The sequence below is a fragment of the Xanthomonas sp. D-36-1 genome (assembly GCF_017746155.1).
Taxonomy (GTDB): domain Bacteria; phylum Pseudomonadota; class Gammaproteobacteria; order Xanthomonadales; family Xanthomonadaceae; genus Xanthomonas; species Xanthomonas cissicola.
On the sequence record NZ_JAGHWR010000030.1, the window covers coordinates 168,590 to 185,368 of the forward strand.

At 63.3% G+C, this 16,779-nt stretch carries 20 protein-coding genes; 11 read left to right on the forward strand and 9 right to left on the reverse strand.

The annotated features are described in order from the left end of the window. Positions 1–45: 45 nt before the first annotated feature. From sctC to J7367_RS10125, 9 genes are all read right to left on the reverse strand, one after another. The gene (gene sctC, locus J7367_RS10085) at positions 46–1,869 is read right to left on the reverse strand and encodes a type III secretion system outer membrane ring subunit SctC (RefSeq protein ID WP_057658820.1); all 1,824 of its coding nucleotides are present in this window, start codon (positions 1,867–1,869) and stop codon (positions 46–48) included. 81 nt (positions 1,870–1,950) lie between these two features. Further along, entirely contained in the window at positions 1,951–2,781 is an 831-nt protein-coding gene (gene sctT / locus J7367_RS10090; RefSeq protein WP_057658823.1) for a type III secretion system export apparatus subunit SctT, read from the reverse strand. Next, on the reverse strand, positions 2,778–3,287 hold the full coding sequence (locus J7367_RS10095) for a type III secretion protein HrpB7 (RefSeq protein WP_057658825.1): 510 nt from the start codon (positions 3,285–3,287) through the stop codon (positions 2,778–2,780). Before J7367_RS10095 ends, sctT begins: the two co-directional genes overlap by 4 nt. After that, complete coding sequence (gene sctN / locus J7367_RS10100; protein ID WP_057658827.1) at positions 3,280–4,608, reverse strand: type III secretion system ATPase SctN; 1,329 nt, start codon at positions 4,606–4,608, stop codon at positions 3,280–3,282. Before sctN ends, J7367_RS10095 begins: the two co-directional genes overlap by 8 nt. Next, a complete protein-coding gene (gene sctL / locus J7367_RS10105; RefSeq protein ID WP_057658828.1) occupies positions 4,598–5,299 on the reverse strand; it encodes a type III secretion system stator protein SctL in 702 nt (233 codons plus the stop codon). Before sctL ends, sctN begins: the two co-directional genes overlap by 11 nt. After that, positions 5,284–5,913 carry a type III secretion protein HrpB4 gene (locus J7367_RS10110; protein WP_057658832.1) on the reverse strand — a complete coding sequence of 210 codons (630 nt, stop codon included), beginning with the start codon at positions 5,911–5,913 and terminating at the stop codon, positions 5,284–5,286. Before J7367_RS10110 ends, sctL begins: the two co-directional genes overlap by 16 nt. Before the next feature lie 7 nt (positions 5,914–5,920). Continuing rightward, the gene (gene sctJ, locus J7367_RS10115) at positions 5,921–6,682 is read right to left on the reverse strand and encodes a type III secretion inner membrane ring lipoprotein SctJ (protein ID WP_057658833.1); all 762 of its coding nucleotides are present in this window, start codon (positions 6,680–6,682) and stop codon (positions 5,921–5,923) included. Position 6,683: 1 nt separating this feature from the next. Further along, complete coding sequence (locus J7367_RS10120) at positions 6,684–7,076, reverse strand: type III secretion protein HrpB2 (protein WP_057658835.1); 393 nt, start codon at positions 7,074–7,076, stop codon at positions 6,684–6,686. A 33-nt stretch (positions 7,077–7,109) separates the two neighbouring features. Beyond that, positions 7,110–7,565, reverse strand: coding sequence for an HrpB1 family type III secretion system apparatus protein (locus J7367_RS10125; RefSeq protein WP_057658837.1), 456 nt, complete (start codon positions 7,563–7,565; stop codon positions 7,110–7,112). A gap of 213 nt (positions 7,566–7,778) precedes the next feature. On the opposite strand from J7367_RS10125, the gene sctU reads away from it, so the two are divergent. The 11 genes from sctU (at position 7,779) to J7367_RS10175 (ending at position 16,263) form a co-directional block, all read left to right on the forward strand. Further along, positions 7,779–8,852 (forward strand): type III secretion system export apparatus subunit SctU, encoded by a 1,074-nt coding sequence (gene sctU, locus J7367_RS10130; protein ID WP_057658839.1) that lies wholly within the window; start codon positions 7,779–7,781, stop codon positions 8,850–8,852. Next, on the forward strand, positions 8,846–10,783 hold the full coding sequence (locus tag J7367_RS10135) for an FHIPEP family type III secretion protein (protein WP_057658841.1): 1,938 nt from the start codon (positions 8,846–8,848) through the stop codon (positions 10,781–10,783). The genes sctU and J7367_RS10135 overlap by 7 nt, the downstream gene beginning before the upstream one ends. Then, the gene (gene sctP, locus J7367_RS10140) at positions 10,783–11,421 is read left to right on the forward strand and encodes a type III secretion system protein SctP (protein WP_057658843.1); all 639 of its coding nucleotides are present in this window, start codon (positions 10,783–10,785) and stop codon (positions 11,419–11,421) included. Before J7367_RS10135 ends, sctP begins: the two co-directional genes overlap by 1 nt. 92 nt (positions 11,422–11,513) lie before the next feature. Further along, complete coding sequence (gene sctQ, locus J7367_RS10145) at positions 11,514–12,467, forward strand: type III secretion system cytoplasmic ring protein SctQ (RefSeq protein ID WP_057658846.1); 954 nt, start codon at positions 11,514–11,516, stop codon at positions 12,465–12,467. Next, entirely contained in the window at positions 12,454–13,098 is a 645-nt protein-coding gene (gene sctR / locus J7367_RS10150) for a type III secretion system export apparatus subunit SctR (protein WP_003485742.1), read from the forward strand. Before sctQ ends, sctR begins: the two co-directional genes overlap by 14 nt. 4 nt (positions 13,099–13,102) lie before the next feature. After that, positions 13,103–13,363, forward strand: a complete 261-nt coding sequence (gene sctS / locus J7367_RS10155; RefSeq protein WP_008575435.1) for a type III secretion system export apparatus subunit SctS — start codon at positions 13,103–13,105, stop codon at positions 13,361–13,363. Next, positions 13,360–14,187 carry a hypothetical protein gene (locus tag J7367_RS10160; protein WP_057658849.1) on the forward strand — a complete coding sequence of 276 codons (828 nt, stop codon included), beginning with the start codon at positions 13,360–13,362 and terminating at the stop codon, positions 14,185–14,187. The genes sctS and J7367_RS10160 overlap by 4 nt, the downstream gene beginning before the upstream one ends. After that, positions 14,184–15,122, forward strand: coding sequence for an HrpD5 family protein (gene hrpD5 / locus J7367_RS10165; RefSeq protein ID WP_057658851.1), 939 nt, complete (start codon positions 14,184–14,186; stop codon positions 15,120–15,122). The genes J7367_RS10160 and hrpD5 overlap by 4 nt, the downstream gene beginning before the upstream one ends. A gap of 9 nt (positions 15,123–15,131) precedes the next feature. Beyond that, positions 15,132–15,374, forward strand: a complete 243-nt coding sequence (hrpD6, locus tag J7367_RS10170; protein WP_057658854.1) for an HrpD6 family protein — start codon at positions 15,132–15,134, stop codon at positions 15,372–15,374. An 82-nt stretch (positions 15,375–15,456) separates the two neighbouring features. Then, complete coding sequence (gene hrpE / locus J7367_RS22485) at positions 15,457–15,738, forward strand: HrpE family protein (protein ID WP_139792750.1); 282 nt, start codon at positions 15,457–15,459, stop codon at positions 15,736–15,738. Positions 15,739–15,792: 54 nt separating this feature from the next. Continuing rightward, the gene (locus J7367_RS10175) at positions 15,793–16,263 is read left to right on the forward strand and encodes a CesT family type III secretion system chaperone (protein ID WP_017156500.1); all 471 of its coding nucleotides are present in this window, start codon (positions 15,793–15,795) and stop codon (positions 16,261–16,263) included. The last annotated feature ends 516 nt before the right edge of the window (positions 16,264–16,779 follow it).

The following is a 16,779-nucleotide window of genomic DNA, read 5'->3' on the forward strand; positions in this document are numbered from 1 at the left end:
TCACAGCGAACCTCTGATCGCCCACCGATGGTTGTTCGCGAACCATCAGGGCGACACCACGTGCGGGGTCAGCAGAAACAGCCGTTGCATGCGGGACCCGCTTTTTTGCCGGTGTTTGAACAGGTTACCGAGCAACGGAATCTTCGACAGACCCGGCACCGCATTCAGATCGGTCTCGTCGGCATCGTAGGCGTAGCCTGCAATCAGCAGGCTTTGGCCTTCATTGACGAAAGCCTGGGTCGTGATCTCGCTGGAGGTAATGACCGGAATGCCGTCCACGGTGTTGGATCCAAGCTGGCCATCCTCGATACGCACATCCAGACGCATCTGACCGTTCGGCGAGCCTGGCACCACGCTGGGCAATACCCGCAACGACACCCCGGCGGAGAGGTTGTAGAGATCTGCCGATGCGTATCCGCTGACCCGGACGAATGCCTGTTGCTTGTGGTCCATGACCGCCTCGACGTTGTCCAGCGTCGCCACCTGGGGCGAAGACACGATCTTGGCCTTGTTGGTCGTCTCCAACGCCGACACGCGCGTCATCAGGTAGCGTCCGGCGTCTCCCAGCACGGCCGTCAAAGTGCCCCCAGCCGGGGTGGTCGCGCCATCGGTGGCAGCGCCGCTCAATGCGCCGTTGAAGCCCAACTGGCTGCCACTGCCGTTGCCGGTCTGTATGTCCGTGTGCTGGCTGTGGAAGCGCCAGTCGACACCGAGATCCTGCATGGCGCCATCGCGGATCTCGATGATGGTGGCATCGATCTGCAGCAACTTGGGCCGATTGTCCAACTGTTGGATCAGGGTGCCATAGCTCTGCATCCGCTCGGGTCGATCGCGGATCAGGATGGCATTGGTACGCGGGTCGGCTTCGATCACCGGCGCATCGGAGGCCAGCTCTGCTCCACCACCGACGTCGATGGGAGTGGATTCATCGCGCCGTCCCTTACTGAGTTCCGGCCAGACGCTGGCGGGCGACCCCGCAGCCGCAGCAGCTCCGCTACCGGGTAGCGGCGGGCTGACCGGCACGCGATCGGACGACGAGGCGCCGCCGAACCAGGACGAAGGCAGCCCGAGGATGCCGCTGGCTCCGCCGCCTTGACCCTGTGCCGCATTGCCGAATGTATTGGAGGACCCACCGCCGATCGGCTGTACCCGGCCAAAGTTGGCGCTAGGCCCCGCTATCGCCGCGACCGGCGCGCCGCGTGCGCCGTACATGCTGCGCAACAGGCTGGCCATGCCTGGAATCTGCACATCCTGACCGCCGATGCGCGTCGTGTGGTCGGCCGCTTGCGCGTAATGCAGCTGAAACACCTGCACTTCGGTGGCATCGCGCTGACGCGCGCCCTGCTCGACCTGCTTGGCAATGGCCGAAACGGTATCCACATACCCTGGCGGTCCGGAGACCACCGCCACATGCGCGGCCTCGTCGTAACGCACCGGAAAGCGCGGATCGTCCAGGCGCATGCGCGCAAGTGCGTCGCGCAGCGACTTCGTCGATGCAGTCCCCAGGCTCAAGGTCGCGCTCTTGGATTCGTTCGCACCCCAGATCCTGAGCACCGCGCCATCGTAGTACCAGACAAAGCCGTAGGTGGCCGCCAGGTCGTCGAGGAATTTCTGTGGAGATGTTTCAAATTTCCCGCTCAGCGTGCCGGTCACCTCCGGCGAGATCCAGGTGGCGATGGACTGGCTGGCGGATAAATCGCGCAGCACCTCCTTGAGATCCTTGTTGTCGGCGACGTATTTGAACGTGCGCGAATGCCACGGGACCTGGGCGGCGTCGGCATGTGGCGACAGCAGCGGCAGCAGGCTGAGCATCAGGACGGCGGCCATTGGAGCACGTCGGCGGTGGGCGGTGGTACAGGCAGGAGCCATGGCGTTCCCTCTGCTAGGCAAGTGAAAAAGTCGGTAACGACCAGTGTAGGAAGTGCAAAGCCGGGAATGTCTCAATAAAGATCAGTGCCTCGCGCCTCCCTTACCACCGACGTTGGCGGCATCGTGCAATTGCTGCTGGAAATGCAGGAACCCAAGTGCTTCGCCAAATTGCGCGACGAAGACGCTGGTCAGCAAGGCGAGCAGCAATAACGCTAGCACCCCGCGGATTGGCTGACTCAGGTTCGACGGTTCGAGTTTGTCGGCCGCTCGCGCCACCAGGCCGATCGCAAGATCCACCAGCACAAGCACCAGCATCACCGGTGCGGACAGCTTGACGACGGCGGTCATCATGCTGTCCGATTGCTGGATCACGAACGATTCGGCAACCGACCCCATGTTCGGCCCAAGCTGGGTCAGCGGCCACCAGCGAAACGATTCGAATAACGCTCCCAGCAATAGCAACATGCCGCCCAATGCGTAGAACGACACGATGGCCAGTTGCAGCAGCACCGTAGACACCGGCGTGCTTTGCTGGCCGCTGAGCGGATTGGTCATCTGCACATTGTTGTAGCCGGCAAGGTCGTCGATCAGCAGGCCAACGCTCTCGGCGATCCAGAACACCGTCGATGCTGCGAACCCGATCAGCAGACCGATGAAGGCCTCCTTGAACACCACCCCGACCAGGCCGACCGTCTGGATCTTCGCCAGCGCATCGGCCGGTTGCCCATAGGCGATGAACGAGCTCAGGACGTAGATCACGCCGTTGCGTGCAATCCCGGGAAGACTGTCCTGCGCCGTTGCCGGTAGCACGATGAACATCACGAACACACGCACCCCGCACAGTGCCAGCAGGGCCAATAGCGACACGCCCTGCGAGGAAATGGCCAGCAAGGCATCGGTGGCGTCGTTCATCGCGCGCCCCTCTGCGTGGCGCGGTGCGAACGCAGCGCGACCAGTGCCTCGACTGCGTCTTCCTCTTCTGCTGCGTCGCGTTGCGCCTGTCGGGCGCGGCGCGCACTGGCGGCTTTGTCTGCGTATACCTGCGCCTGTGCCTGCAGCTTGCTCAGTGCCTGCTGCACGGACGCCAGTTCGTCGCGGGCGCTCTGCAACGACTGATCCGCCGCTGCCTGCGCCTGCTCCGCAGCGCGACAGGCCTCGACCAGCACGGTGCGAAAGCGTTCATGCTGGAGGATCGTATCAACGTCGATCGACGCCCCCACACCTGCCTTGTCCATCAGTGCGGCATCGCAATCGGCCAAGCGTGTGGTGCAAGCCTCTGCTTCCTGTCTGCACCTGGCAAGTTCGCGGTCGCAGTGTTCCAACGCACGCCTGCACTCGCTCAGGCGTTCCTGCATGCGCTCGCTGCGGCGCACCTTGAGCTGATGCAGCACCGACCAGGTGTGGGCAGGCTCACGCATCGTCGGTCACGCTGGCCAGCTGTTCCAGCGTACTTTCGTACGCACTGAGCTGGTCGGTCGGTTGGCTGAGAAAGTCGCGGATCGCATCGATCCTATCGATCGCCTCGTCGGCAACGGCGTCGCTCCCCTCGCGGTATTCGCCCACCTGCACCAGCGTTTCCACTTCGTTGTACTTGGCGAGCAGGCGCCGCAACCGGCCGGCGGCCTGGGAGTGGTCTGATGGGACGATCTGGCTCATCACCCGGCTCAGGCTGGCCAACACGTCGATCGCCGGATACTGGTTCTTGGCCGCGATCTCGCGAGAGAGGATCAGGTGCCCATCGAGGATGCCGCGCACTTCCTCGGCGATCGGATCGCTGCCGGTCTCGTCCTCGGCCAGCACGGTGTAGAACGCGGTGATCGAGCCGCTCTCGCCCATGCCCGCACGTTCGAGCAGGCGCGGCAACTCGGCGAACACCGATGGCGGAAAGCCCCGGCGTGTGGGCGGCTCGCCGGCGGCCAGACCGATCTCGCGTTGCGCGCGGGCAAAGCGCGTCAGCGAGTCCATCATCAGCAGAACGCGCAGGCCCCGATCCCGGAAATACTCGGCGATGGCGGTGCCGACATAGGCGGCCTTCGCGCGCTCGATCGACGAGCGATCGGAGGTTGCGCAAACCACGACGCTACGCGCCAGACCATCGGCGCCAAGAATGAGCTCGATGAACTCCCGCACCTCGCGTCCGCGCTCGCCGATCAGCACGATCACGTTGACATCGCACTGCGTACCGCGCGCGAACATTCCCATCAAGGTGCTCTTGCCGACGCCGGCTGCGGCGAAGATGCCCATGCGCTGGCCCTCGCCCAGCGTCATCAGGCCATCCACGATCCGCACGCCGGTCGGCATGGGGTGTTCAATCAGCCGCCGACGCATCGGGTCCGGTGCCTGCGCCTGGATCGGTACCCAGGTGTCGCAGGCGATGGCTCCTTGCCCGTCCGACGGCTCGCCCAGGCCGTCGAGCACGCGCCCCAGCAAGGCCGGTCCGACCGGCACCGCCAACGGGCGGCCCAATCCGATCACGCGCGTCTCGCGCGATAGCCCGATCAGCTCGCCGAACGGCGCCAGCAACGCCAGATCGCGACTGAAGCCCACCACCTCGGCCCGCTGCAACACGCTGCCATCGCGCTGGCGCAACTCGCACACCTCGCCCAGGCTGACCTGCACGCCGGCCACCTTGAGCATGGTGCCGACGACTTCGACCACCTTGCCATAGCGACGACCGAACGCGAGCGTGGCCAACTCGCGCTCGAGCGTTGTCTCCAGCAGGGGCGTCTCAGCCAGCATCCGCAAGCTCCTCCGGTGCAGCCAATACACGACGAATGACGCGCCGCAGACTGCGCAGCTGATCGCGCAGATCGGTCTCGAACACGCCCGTGTCCCATTCGCACACGCAGGCGCCCACGGCCAGGTCGGCATCGCCGCACAGCTCTATTTGCAGGGTCCAGCCCGCCTCGGTGGCGGCCGCGTCGAAGGCGCGCCGCGCAGCGTCCACCGCGTCGGGGTGCACGCTGACGCGCAGGGCCTTGGCCTCGTCCAGGGCACCTTCCAGGGCCTGCGCCGCCCGCGCATACAGCGCCGCAGGATCGTGTCCGAGGATGATGTGCTCGCAGGTGCGCGCCACAATCTCTGCCAGGCGCTCACGTGCCCGCTGCGCGGCCGTTTCGGCGGCAAAGGCATGGCGCAGGCCAGATTCGTTCCACTCATCAAGCTGGCGTCGCAGACCGGCTGCATACCCCAGGCGTGCGCTGCGCTCGGCCTTCTGGCGCGCATCTTCAAGGATCGTTTCGGCCTGCTGCTTGGCCTCGTCGATCAGCGTCTGTGCCCGTGTCTGCGCCTGGCTCAGGGCCTGCTCGCAGCGTGCGTGCACCTCGGCAGTGGCAGCATCCAGCGTCAACACCGAGGCCAGCGCCTCGCGCAGAATGACATCGCACTCCAAGCCGATCGCATCGGGCGTTGACCTCAACCACAGACGCATGACGCCTCCGGCATCAGGGTGGGAAGCGCGCTCAGGAAGGCATCGCTCGCCCCGTCTGCTGCGACGGTGGTCACCTGCGCGGCGTCCAGCGGCAAGGACAACGCCAGCAGCTTGGCAACAACCGGATTGGACCAGACGCCATCGGCCTGCATCCGACGCCAACCGTCGCCGACCCACGCTGCCTGGTCGGCATCGCGTGGCAACAAGGGCACGGGTAGGCCGGCGGACGCGTTCTGGCGCACATGCTCAAGCACGGCCGGCCCCACACACTGTTCGAGCCAGTCCAGACGTTCGCGCTCGATACAACGACGCACGGCCAATCCGCGCGAAAACAGCGCCCGCGCGATCAGGACCTGCGCCAATTGCGCGGGTGTCAGTAGGGCCAGTTGATTCGCCTGCAGGCCGAGTGCAGACGGCGATACTCCCGACCACCCCGACCACGCCTGGATTACCCGCTTACGGCAGTACACGGGCGCCACCGCCCAGCCCGACGCTGCCACCGGGCCAAGCCAATGCGCCACCCGTGCGGGGTCCAGCGATTCGGCCAGATGCGCCAACGCGTCCGTCCAACGCTGAACACATCGTGCTGCAGTGTCGATCCGCGTGTTGTCCATCCCGTGCTCACCCGGCTTTGCCTTTCGTCAACTCGCGTAGGCGTTGCCAGCCGCCCCAGCGGCCCGCCTGCGGGTTTGGCCACCAATACAGCGCCGCCGCAACCGCCAGACCCAACGCCAACGCACATCCGGCCAACCACGGCCACGGTGAAGATTTCGGCGGTGCCGAGACGGTGAACTGCGCATCGCTGTCCGCTCCACCCGGCACCAGCGTCACACTGACGTTTTCGTAGGTGAGTCCTTCCACGCTGTGCATGACCATTGTCTTGATGTTGGGCACCAGGCTGGTCAAGTCGCTACCGACGCGGAACTTGATGAACACCGCAGCGCTGGACGGTTTGACCGAAGTGGAGAGCGGGTCGTTGTTGGGCAGCACGATCTCCACATCGGCCGAGATCACCCCATCGATATTCGACAAGGTCTGCGATAGCTGCTGCGACACGCCATAGATGAAGCGCACGCGTTCTTCGGTGGGTGTGGAGATCAGCCCGTCCTTCTTGAACATCTCCCCGAGATTGGCATGCCGCTCATGCGGCAAGCCGTGCGCGCGCAGCACCTCCAGCGAATAGGACACCTGATCGTGCGGTGCGTTCACCGCCCAGGTCTTGCCATCGTCCGGAGTGACCTTGGACGCGTCTACGCCGGCATGCAGCAGCACCTCCAGCATGTCGTTCGCATCATTTTCGGTGAGCCCGGAATACAGCTGCTGACTGCACGCAGACAGCAGCAGCGCCACCAGCAGCACCACCAGGTATCTCAGCGCGCGCATGCTATTGGTTCTTGACCAGTGTCTGCACGGCGTTCTTTCCCGACTGCGCCACGCCGACGCTGACATTGAGGTTGAAGCCGACCATGGTCAGCTCGTGCATCAACTTGATCTGCTGCGCTGCCATTTCCTGCAGCCCCATGGTCGGTGCCTGCATGCTGAAGGCATCGATATGCTCGGCGATGGTGCGCACGCCATCGTTCTGCACATCGACCACCCGGCTCATCATGCTCGGGTTGCCCACCCTCTGCATGGCGGGCGGCAACGGGCTGGAGGACTGCATCAGCGCTTGAAAGCGATTCACCAGCGCCTGGTTGGGCGCTGCCACCGGCGACAGCGCCTGGGTCGCGGCAGCACCGGTGCCGGCAATTGCTTGGACAGGAGGAATGAGCGTCATCGCATACTCCTATGGGGTCGGGACTGGCGTCACTCAGGCACGCAGGTATTGCGAATTTGGAACTTCCATCGGTGCTGAAGATTCAACCGGCGCTTCCGCCGGCGCGGCCGTTGGGGTTTTTCGTCCGGACAGCGCCTTGACCAGGGCAACGGCGTCGGCATCGGCGTCTTCTTCGATCAGCCCGTCTGCAATGCCATGCCACGACTGGTCGCCCATCGCGAACAGGCAGCAGGCGTACAAGGCCCTGCACATCGGCTTGGAGCCGGCGTCGCCCTCCAGCTCGCGCAGCAGGCGCGCGCCTTCCACGTAATTGCCGCGCTTGATCGAAATCCATGCATCGAACGTGTCGAGCGCTTTCAGGTCTGGCCGCAGTACCCGGACTGCGGCCAGGACCGCGGCAGCGTCCTGAATCTTGTCATGGGTGAGTCCGACCGTGATCAGTTCGATGAGCCCACTCACGACCGACCCGGGACATTGAATCTTCTCCACACTGCACCTCGTTTTAATGGAATGCGGACCGTACACGTGGGGAAAGCTACGCGCGCCACGGCGGCCAGATGCCTTCGGAAGCGAATATCGGAATTCGCTGGCGAACAAATCATTCCGGCTTCGCCAGGCTATCCACACATTCGCCTGGCACGCGGATCGCTCGACCACAGCTGCCCACAATCGGGGTCGCAGCGATCGCGGAAGGAGCGGGCAATGTCGGAAGAAAAAACCGAGAAGCCGACCGAGAAGAAACTGCGGGATGCGCGCAAGGACGGGGAAGTGCCGGTCAGCCCGGACGTCACTGCAGCCGCAGTGCTCTTCGGCGCGTTATTGGTGATGAAATCGGCCGGCGATTACTTCGCTGATCACGTGCGCGCATTGATGACGATCGGCTTCGATTTCCCGGAGAATACACGCGATGCAGCCGCAATAAACCGCGCACTCGGCCATCTCGGCATCCAGGGATTGCTGTTGATGCTGCCATTCTTGGCTGCATGCCTGATAGCTGGCGTGGCAGGCGGTGCGTTCCAGACCGGCCTGAATGCCTCGCTCAAGCCGGTGGCGCCCAAGTTCGATTCCCTCAATCCCGCTGCCGGGGTCAAGAAACTCTTTTCGTTGCGAAGTCTCATCAACTTACTGAAGTTGATTATCAAGGCCATCTTGATTGGCGTGGTGCTGTGGGTCGGTATCCGCGCCCTCATGCCGATGATCATCGGGCTTGCCTACGAAACACCGCTCGACATTGCCCAGATTGCCTGGCACACCCTGGGCATGCTCTTCGCACTGGGCGTGCTGCTGTTCGTACTGGTGGGCGCAGCAGACTGGAGCGTGCAGCACTGGCTGTTCATCCGCGACAAGCGAATGAGCAAGGACGAGCAGAAGCGCGAATTCAAGGAAAGCGAAGGCGACCCCGAAATCAAGGGCAAGCGTAAGGAATTTGCCAAGGAACTGGTCTTCGGCGACCCACGCGAACGCGTGGCCAAGGCCAAGGTGATGGTGGTCAACCCGACCCATTACGCAGTGGCATTGGCCTACGAGCCCGATGACTTCGGCCTACCGCAGGTCGTTGCCAAGGGCGTGGACGATGGTGCGCTGGAACTGCGTGCCCTTGCGCATAACCAGGGCATCCCGATCGTCGCCAATCCGCCACTTGCCCGTGCGCTGTACCAGGTCGAATTGGGCGATGCAATCCCCGAGCCCTTGTTCGAAACGGTTGCGGTGGTGTTGCGCTGGGTCGATGAGCTCGGTCGCGACCACGACGACGGCGATGGAGCCCTGCCATGCTAGGAGACCGCGTTCGCGCGACGAGATATTTCGCTTATAGCGGCGAAGTGGCCATCGCCGCCCTGGTGGTGGCGGTCATCGGGCTGATGATCCTGCCGCTGCCAACGCCCATGATCGATACGCTGCTGGGCATCAACATCACCCTGAGCGTGGTGCTGCTGATGGTCACGATGTATGTGCCCGACTCGATCTCGCTCTCGTCGTTTCCTTCCCTGCTGCTGTTCACCACGCTCCTGCGGTTGTCGCTGAATATCGCCTCGACGAAGTCGATCCTGCTGCATGCCGAGGCGGGCCATATCATCGAGAGCTTCGGCGAGTTGGTGGTCGGCGGCAATCTGGTGGTGGGCCTGGTGGTTTTCTTGATCATCACCACGGTGCAGTTCATCGTGATCGCAAAGGGCTCCGAACGCGTTGCCGAAGTCGGTGCGCGCTTCACCTTGGACGCAATGCCCGGCAAGCAGATGAGTATCGATGCCGACCTGCGTGGCGGCAACTTGACCGCAGATGAGGCACGCCGCAAACGCGCGCGGCTGGCCATGGAAAGCCAACTGCACGGCGGCATGGACGGCGCCATGAAATTCGTCAAGGGTGATGCGATCGCCGGCCTGGTCATTACCATGGTCAACATCCTGGCCGGCATCGTGGTCGGCGTGACGTACCACGGCATGACGGCCGGCGACGCCGCTAACCGCTTTGCGATTCTGTCGGTGGGCGATGCCATGGTGTCGCAGATCGCCTCACTGCTGATATCGGTGGCTGCCGGCGTCATGATCACCCGCGTGGCCAACGAGAACGAGACCAGGCTCAGCTCGCTCGGGCTCGATATCGGCCGCCAGCTCACCAGCAACGCGCGTGCCCTGATGGCAGCGAGCGTGCTGCTGGCCTGCTTCGCGTTCGTCCCTGGCTTTCCGGCCGCGCTGTTCCTGTTGCTGGCAGCGGCCGTCGGCGCCGGCGGTTATACGATCTGGCGCAAGCAACGCGACATCAGCGGTACCGATCAGCGCAAGTTGCCGTCGACGAGCCGGAAAGGTGCCAAAGGCGAGGCGCCGCATATTCGCAAGAACGCCCCCGATTTCGCCTCGCCTTTGTCGATGCGGCTGTCGCCGCAGCTGGCCGCTCAGCTCGACCCTGCGCGGCTGGACCAGGCGATCGAAAGCGAGCGCCGCCAATTGGTCGAGTTGCTGGGTTTGCCGTTTCCCGGGATCGCGATCTGGCAGAGCGAGTCCCTGCACGACATGCAATACGAGGTGTTGATTCACGATGTCCCCGAGACACGCGCCGAATTGGAGAACACCGATGACATGCAGGCAGCATTGGCGCGGCAGGCCATCGCACCCCTGCATGCACGCGCGCACTTGTTCGTCGGTATCCAGGAAACCCAGTGGATGCTGGAACAGGTGGCCGTGGACTACCCCGGGCTGGTTGCGGAGGTGAACAAAGCAATGCCCGCCCAGCGCATAGCCGATGTGTTGCGACGCCTACTGGAAGAACGGATTCCGGTGCGGAATATCAAGAGCATCCTGGAAAGTCTGGTGGTATGGGGTCCGAAGGAAAAGGATCTTCTGATGTTGACCGAGTATGTGCGCTGCGATCTGGGCCGTTATCTTGCGCACACCGCAACCGCAGGCACTGGGCAGCTACCTGCAGTGATGCTCGACCATGCGGTGGAACAACTGATCAGGCAATCGATTCGCGCGACCGCGGCCGGAAATTTCCTGGCACTTCCGCCCGAGCAGGCGAACCAGCTTGTCGAACAGGTCGAACGCATCGTCGGCGATCAGGCGCAGCATCCGCTGGCGGTGGTAGCGTCGATGGACGTACGCCGCTATGTGCGCCGCATGATCGAAGCACGGTTGACGTGGCTGCAGGTCTACTCGTTCCAGGAGTTGGGCTCGGAGGTGCAACTGCAACCGATCGGCAGAGTGGTGGTGTGATGCGCAAGCCGCCGCTCCGCCCTGTGCGCATCCTGCCGGTCAGCGGCGCACTGCAGCGGCCGGCGGCTGCAGCCACGCCGGCTCGGTCGGCGCAGCGCTCCAGCTTCCTGCAACTGCGTCAGCGCCTGCGCAGCGCCCAGCTCGCTCTTCCCTGCATGGTGTTGCCACCGCAGTGCGACGAAGATCGACCGGAACCTGACGCCGAGGAGAGCTTCACCGAGGCGCATGACGGCGCGCCCATGCAAACGGACACGCCATCAAGTATCGAAGGGCCGAAACACCTGGCGCCGTCCCAAGGCAACGACGATGGCACGGTAGGGCGACAGATCGCGACCGAGTGGATACGCACCCAACGCGCCCAGATGGCAATCGACCACATCGCGCTGCGCGTGGCCGAGTTCTGCAACGCCACGCCAGTGCGCAGCGCAGGCAGCTGGGAAGCCTGGCTGGATATCGATCAAGAGGTCGTCGCACAGACCACGTTGTTTTTGCGGCTTTCGCCGGACCAGCTATCGCTTCGCTTCAATACCCGTTCGCCTGACGCGCGCGAGGTACTTTGGTGCGGAAGGCAGCGTCTGGAGGCTGCGCTGACGTCCACGCTGAGCAGCACGCTCCAGATCAGCATCGAGGTTGTCTAACGCGGCACTGGCGACAGAAAGCCATTTGGAGGAACTCCATCTTGCTAACCGAGCAGAGCCAGGCTCCACCGGCACGTGCACTCTCCCAGGCGTTGACGCGCGTTGCGGCCGAGCGCACACAGCTGGGCAGGGTGTTCGGCGACCCACGCGCGGCACGCCACTGCGGCTTCGTCACGCATTGCCGTCGCATCTCACCCAATGATGCGGCCCGCCTGCGACTGCAGTTGGACACCGGCCAGATGGATATGCGGATTGCCGCGCGCGACGGCCTGGCGCCGCTATTGAACGAGGACGACGACGCCCTCCGCGTTTCGCTCGCAGGAATGTTGCTGGCCGATCGCCTGGGCGCGCTTGCGCCGCTCGGCCTGGGCGCTGCCGAGGTGATCGGCTTCGAGCGCGATGCAGCGCCGGACCACTGCCACGGCATCGGCATCACACTGGGCGATCTGGACGCGATTGCGCTGACGGCAAGCGCGTCGCTGCTGGCCACGCTGCAGGCTGCAGTCGACGGACTTGCCGGGCCTACGCAGCTGCCAGCCTGGCTGGCTGCACTGCGCGTCAACACGCGCCTGCGCATCGGCGGGCGCACCGCATCGGCGGCATTGCTGCAGTCGCTGCGGCCTGGCGATGTCTTGCTGCATTGCACCGCCTCGGCGGCGGTCACCAGCGGCGAGCTGCTCTGGGGTATCGCCGGAGGCGCGGTATTGCGCGCTCCGGTGCGCTTGAACCTGCAAAAGATGATTCTGGAGGCCCCCCCCACCATGCAGCACGATACGTTTGAGCCCGACGTCGCACCGTCCACCAGCAATGTGGCGGAACTGGAACTGCCGGTGCAACTGGAAGTGGATCAACTTGCGCTATCTCTATCGACCTTGTCGGGTTTGCAGCCAGGGCAGATCCTGGAGTTGTCGGTGCCCGTCGATCAAGCCGACATCCGCCTGGTGGTTTACGGCCAGACCATCGGCACCGGCAGGCTACTGGCAGTGGGCGAACATCTGGGTGTGCAGATCCTCAGCATGTCGGAGAGCACGCATGCAGATGCCTGACGTTGGCTCGCTGCTGCTGGTGGTCATCATGCTGGGCTTACTGCCTTTCGCAGCGATGGTGGTCACCTCCTACACCAAGATCGTGGTCGTGCTCGGCCTGCTGCGCAATGCGATCGGTGTACAGCAGGTGCCGCCGAACATGGTCCTCAATGGCGTTGCATTGCTGGTGTCGTGCTTTGTGATGGCGCCGGTGGGCATGGAAGCGTTCAAGGCCGCACAGAACTACGGCGCCGGATCGGACAACAGCCGCGTGGTGGTGCTGCTCGACGCCTGCCGGGAGCCGTTCCGGCAATTCCTGCTCAAGCACACACGCGAGCGCGAAAAGGCCTTTTTCATGCGCTCCGCACAGCAGATCTGGCCCAAGGACAAGGCTGCCACGCTCAAGTCGGACGACCTGCTCGTCCTGGCACCGGCTTTCACGCTCAGCGAATTGACCGAAGCCTTCCGCATCGGGTTTCTGTTGTATCTGGTGTTCATCGTCATCGACCTGGTGGTGGCCAACGCGCTGATGGCGATGGGCCTTTCGCAGGTCACCCCGACCAACGTGGCGATCCCGTTCAAGCTGCTGCTGTTCGTCGCCATGGACGGCTGGTCGATGCTGATTCATGGCCTGGTTCTGAGCTATCGGTGACGCCATGGACCACGACGATCTAGTGCGATTTACCTCCGAAGCCTTGCTGCTCTGCCTCAAGGTGTCCTTGCCGGTGGTCGGTGTCGCTGCGCTGGCCGGGCTGCTGATCGCCTTCGTCCAGGCGGTGATGTCGCTGCAGGACGCATCGATCTCGTTCGCGCTCAAGCTGGTGGTGGTGGTGGCTGCCATTGCCGTCACAGCACCGTGGGGTGCCTCGGCCATCATGCAGTTCGGCCAGGCCTTGATGCAGGCGGCATTCCCATGATCCGTCGCATTTCGCCCGGCACCTTGGGGCCCTCGGTTTCCATCGAGCATGGCGGCTCGCATCACCATGGCGATCATCATGCCGATGCGGCAGGCACCAGCGCGGGGTCGCCTACCGACATTGCGGCACGAGCACCGCGCCTGCGCCCAGCTCCACCGCGCAGGCGACGACGCGGGATCCGGTCGCTGGACGGCCAGGAGGATGAATTCGAAGCCACCGAGCAGGAAGAGATCGAAGCCAAACGCGAGTGCGTACTGCGCGGACGGGTGAGCGTGGCCGTCGTTGCGGCCCAGGGGCGTGAGCAGGGCCAGGGCGATCAGCATGGCGGTGGCCGCAACGCGCATGCCGACGATCCGCAGACAGGACCGTGGCAGGCTGCCGCACCGGCAGATTTGAGCGACGGCGTGCGTGCACGCATCGACGGAATTCTCGATCGCTATGTGATGACGCGCGACGCCGATCCGATGGTCAGGCGACACGCGCTTGCCGCTGCGCTTGTCGAGTTACGCGCCATCGGCGTTTCATACCCTGCCCTCGCCTCGTTGACCACGACGGTCTGGAGGTTGATGCGGGAGCATTTTCGCTCGACCGGCAGGGCCACCACGGCCGAAAATCTACAGGCGTTGCGGAAGCGCTTGATGGAGCTGATGCCGTCGGAGCTGGAACCGGTGCCAGCACTCCGCAATTTTCACCTTTTGCTCCCGTTGATACTGCTGAATGCGGAAAAGCCGCGCAGGCAGGCCGATCGTACACATGCCATCACACGTCTGAACACACTGCTGATTGAGCAACCACACCAGGTGGCTCAGGAGGTTCGCCCATGACCATGCAGCTTCGCGTACTGACAGGAACCCACGCAGGCGCACGATTAGATTTGGCACAAGGTCGTTACAGCCTGGGGAGCGATCCCCAAACCGATATCCGAATAGACGATTGGCCTGGTTGCTCACTTATTCTCGAGGTAGACCATGACGGTCAAATCCGTTACAGCAGCGACACGCTGCCAGAAACGTCTTTTGTTGCGTTTCAGCCGGTTCGCTTCGGCCCCCTGGTGCTGTGTGTTGGCGAGGCTGCTGCCGATTGGCCCGACGATGTGGCGCTGCTGGAGCGGCTGCTTTCCCCAGCCCCCACGCCGGCGCCGCCCGCGTCCAGGCGCAAAGTCCTGCGCGCAGCGATGGGTGCCATGCTAGCGCTTTCCGCAGCAGCGTTGATCCCCTCGTTGCAACCGGCATTTCTTTCCGATGCCGCCACCCCGCAGCGCCCAGAAAATGCCGTCAACCAGGCCAACGCCTTGTTGAAACAACTCGGTTTTCGCGAGGCGCACGCCCAACGCGTCGGCACGCGCGTGCTGATCGAAGGCCTGGTCCCCAGCAGCGCCGATGCTGCGCGCTTGCGTGCGCAGGTGCATCGCTATCATTCAGGCGTTGCCGTCAACGTGGCCGTGGTGGACGAGGTCGTGGCGACGCTGCGCGATGCCCTGGCTGACCCCGCTCTCAGCGTACGTTACCAGGGCAATGGCGTTTTCTCGGTTTCCGGCAGCAGCGACTACGCAGAACGCGCAAGCCGCAGGATTGCCGATGTCCGCAGCGACCTGGGCCCTGAGGTCCGCGCACTGCACGTGGAGATCAGCCAGCAAGACCCGTCCATCAAACCGCCGGACAATTACGACGCGGCATTGCTCGCCGATGGTCTGCATTATGTCGAAACGCCGGACGGTACCAAGCACATGACATCCCTGCCGCAGCAGGCGGCGCAATGAGAGCCCACTATGTTCGATGCCATGACCGAGACGGTCACCCAGGATATGAGCAAGATTTTGCAGACCAAGGCAGCGGATCCGTCTGGCGAGCGGCTGCGTAACCTCGAGGCAGCGCTCGATGCCACCGCGCAACAGATTCGCGTGCACTGGTCCGCGGCGAGCGATCAGACCTCACGCAACGACTTCAATGTCTTGCATGACGGTATGACCGCGGCGCGCAACATCGTCGCGCACATCGCCGGCCTGTCGTAAGTAAATCGATTTCTTGGTCACTTCGACCAAGCACAACGCGCCAGCAGGCGCATCACTACATGCAATATGAAGGAGGCTTGGTATGGAACTATTTCCGCAAACGAGTTCAATCACATCGCGTTTTGACCAGGGCATGGATGGCTACACCGGGGGTGTGTCCGGTGGAATCTCTGGTGCTAGTGCACTGTTCGGCTCGAACGGTCAGATGAGATCGTTGATCAGCGACTTGACCGCTTCTGACGAGGCCCAGAAATCCATGAACAACAAGATCACCATGCTCAAGAACGATCTGGACTTCAACGTGGCGTTGAACAAGTTCATCGGCAAGGCCGGCGACAACGCCAAGCAGCTCGTTGGCCAGTAATCGACATTGGCATGCGCAGGACTTGTAGGGGGTCCTGCGCATGTACCACCGCCGATGAGCAGCGCACGATTCGAAACCATCGTTCGACAGATGTGCGAGGCACTGGATCTACCGGATGTGCAGTCTGTGCTCAGCAGACGTGTACTCTGGGTGGAAGGGTTTGAAGTCTACCTCCACGAGCCGACGCCACAGCCCGACGATGAGGTGCAAGAGCAGGCACTGTATCTGCGCATCTCCTACGGGCTGCCACCCGCCGGACGGACATTGACGGTTTACCGGCTGTTATTGGAAGCCAATCTGTCCGTGTACGCGCAAGACCAGGCACAGCTTGGACTGAATGATGCCGGCGTCATCGTCCTGATCGTGCGCGTGCCGCTGGACGATGATGTGGATGGATCATGGATATGCGACCTGCTTGCCCACTACGCCGAGCATGGTCGTTACTGGAACAATAATATCTTCGTTGCGCACGACGAAATGTTCGAAGGAATCGCGACGGGGAACTATCTGTGGTTACGTGCCTGACCAAGGCTGGCAAGCATCTCGCCGCCTTGGCCAATCATGGCGACAGCGACGCTTGTCAGCCATGGCACCACGACCCCGCTTTCCAGCCAATTCCACCAGCCCTGGCGCGTTGTCTGGACGATGTCACCAATGGCTCGCACTGAATGCAGGTCGATTGAGCATGTCGGGTGTGACGCGCCTGGATCTTTCCCTGCAGATACCCTGCAGGCAGCCGTCGCACACCTGCCACGCAAGATGGTCGCGAGGACTGGCACTGCACAGAACCAGGGCAGCTGCGTGACAGATCTGCCCTGCCGCGCATTTCTGCTACGGCGGCGGGTGCACCCACGCGTTGGCGCAGCAGAGACATACGGCGACTTTCTGACGAGTTCCCTTTCCAGTGCGAGTTGCACGATGGCATCGATACGCACCGCGTCGCCCAGTCCGCCAACCAGCGTCACAGCAAGATCATTGCACGGCGGCAGGCACTGCCACTACGACCAGGTTGCGCAGTGGCATCGCTCTATCTCTGCTGGT

Coding starts and splice junctions, on each gene's coding strand:
- sctL (WP_057658828.1), bottom strand. CDS start 5,299: ATGCGTCTGTGGTTGAGGTCAACGCCCGATGCGATCGGCTTGGAGTGC.
- J7367_RS10095 (WP_057658825.1), bottom strand. CDS start 3,287: ATGCGTGAGCCTGCCCACACCTGGTCGGTGCTGCATCAGCTCAAGGTG.
- sctU (WP_057658839.1), top strand. CDS start 7,779: ATGTCGGAAGAAAAAACCGAGAAGCCGACCGAGAAGAAACTGCGGGAT.
- sctS (WP_008575435.1), top strand. CDS start 13,103: ATGGACCACGACGATCTAGTGCGATTTACCTCCGAAGCCTTGCTGCTC.
- J7367_RS10160 (WP_057658849.1), top strand. CDS start 13,360: ATGATCCGTCGCATTTCGCCCGGCACCTTGGGGCCCTCGGTTTCCATC.
- hrpD5 (WP_057658851.1), top strand. CDS start 14,184: ATGACCATGCAGCTTCGCGTACTGACAGGAACCCACGCAGGCGCACGA.
- sctP (WP_057658843.1), top strand. CDS start 10,783: ATGCGCAAGCCGCCGCTCCGCCCTGTGCGCATCCTGCCGGTCAGCGGC.
- J7367_RS10110 (WP_057658832.1), bottom strand. CDS start 5,913: ATGGACAACACGCGGATCGACACTGCAGCACGATGTGTTCAGCGTTGG.
- sctN (WP_057658827.1), bottom strand. CDS start 4,608: ATGCTGGCTGAGACGCCCCTGCTGGAGACAACGCTCGAGCGCGAGTTG.
- J7367_RS10135 (WP_057658841.1), top strand. CDS start 8,846: ATGCTAGGAGACCGCGTTCGCGCGACGAGATATTTCGCTTATAGCGGC.
- sctT (WP_057658823.1), bottom strand. CDS start 2,781: ATGAACGACGCCACCGATGCCTTGCTGGCCATTTCCTCGCAGGGCGTG.
- J7367_RS10175 (WP_017156500.1), top strand. CDS start 15,793: ATGAGCAGCGCACGATTCGAAACCATCGTTCGACAGATGTGCGAGGCA.
- J7367_RS10120 (WP_057658835.1), bottom strand. CDS start 7,076: ATGACGCTCATTCCTCCTGTCCAAGCAATTGCCGGCACCGGTGCTGCC.
- hrpE (WP_139792750.1), top strand. CDS start 15,457: ATGGAACTATTTCCGCAAACGAGTTCAATCACATCGCGTTTTGACCAG.
- sctJ (WP_057658833.1), bottom strand. CDS start 6,682: ATGCGCGCGCTGAGATACCTGGTGGTGCTGCTGGTGGCGCTGCTGCTG.
- sctR (WP_003485742.1), top strand. CDS start 12,454: ATGCAGATGCCTGACGTTGGCTCGCTGCTGCTGGTGGTCATCATGCTG.
- sctC (WP_057658820.1), bottom strand. CDS start 1,869: ATGGCTCCTGCCTGTACCACCGCCCACCGCCGACGTGCTCCAATGGCC.
- hrpD6 (WP_057658854.1), top strand. CDS start 15,132: ATGTTCGATGCCATGACCGAGACGGTCACCCAGGATATGAGCAAGATT.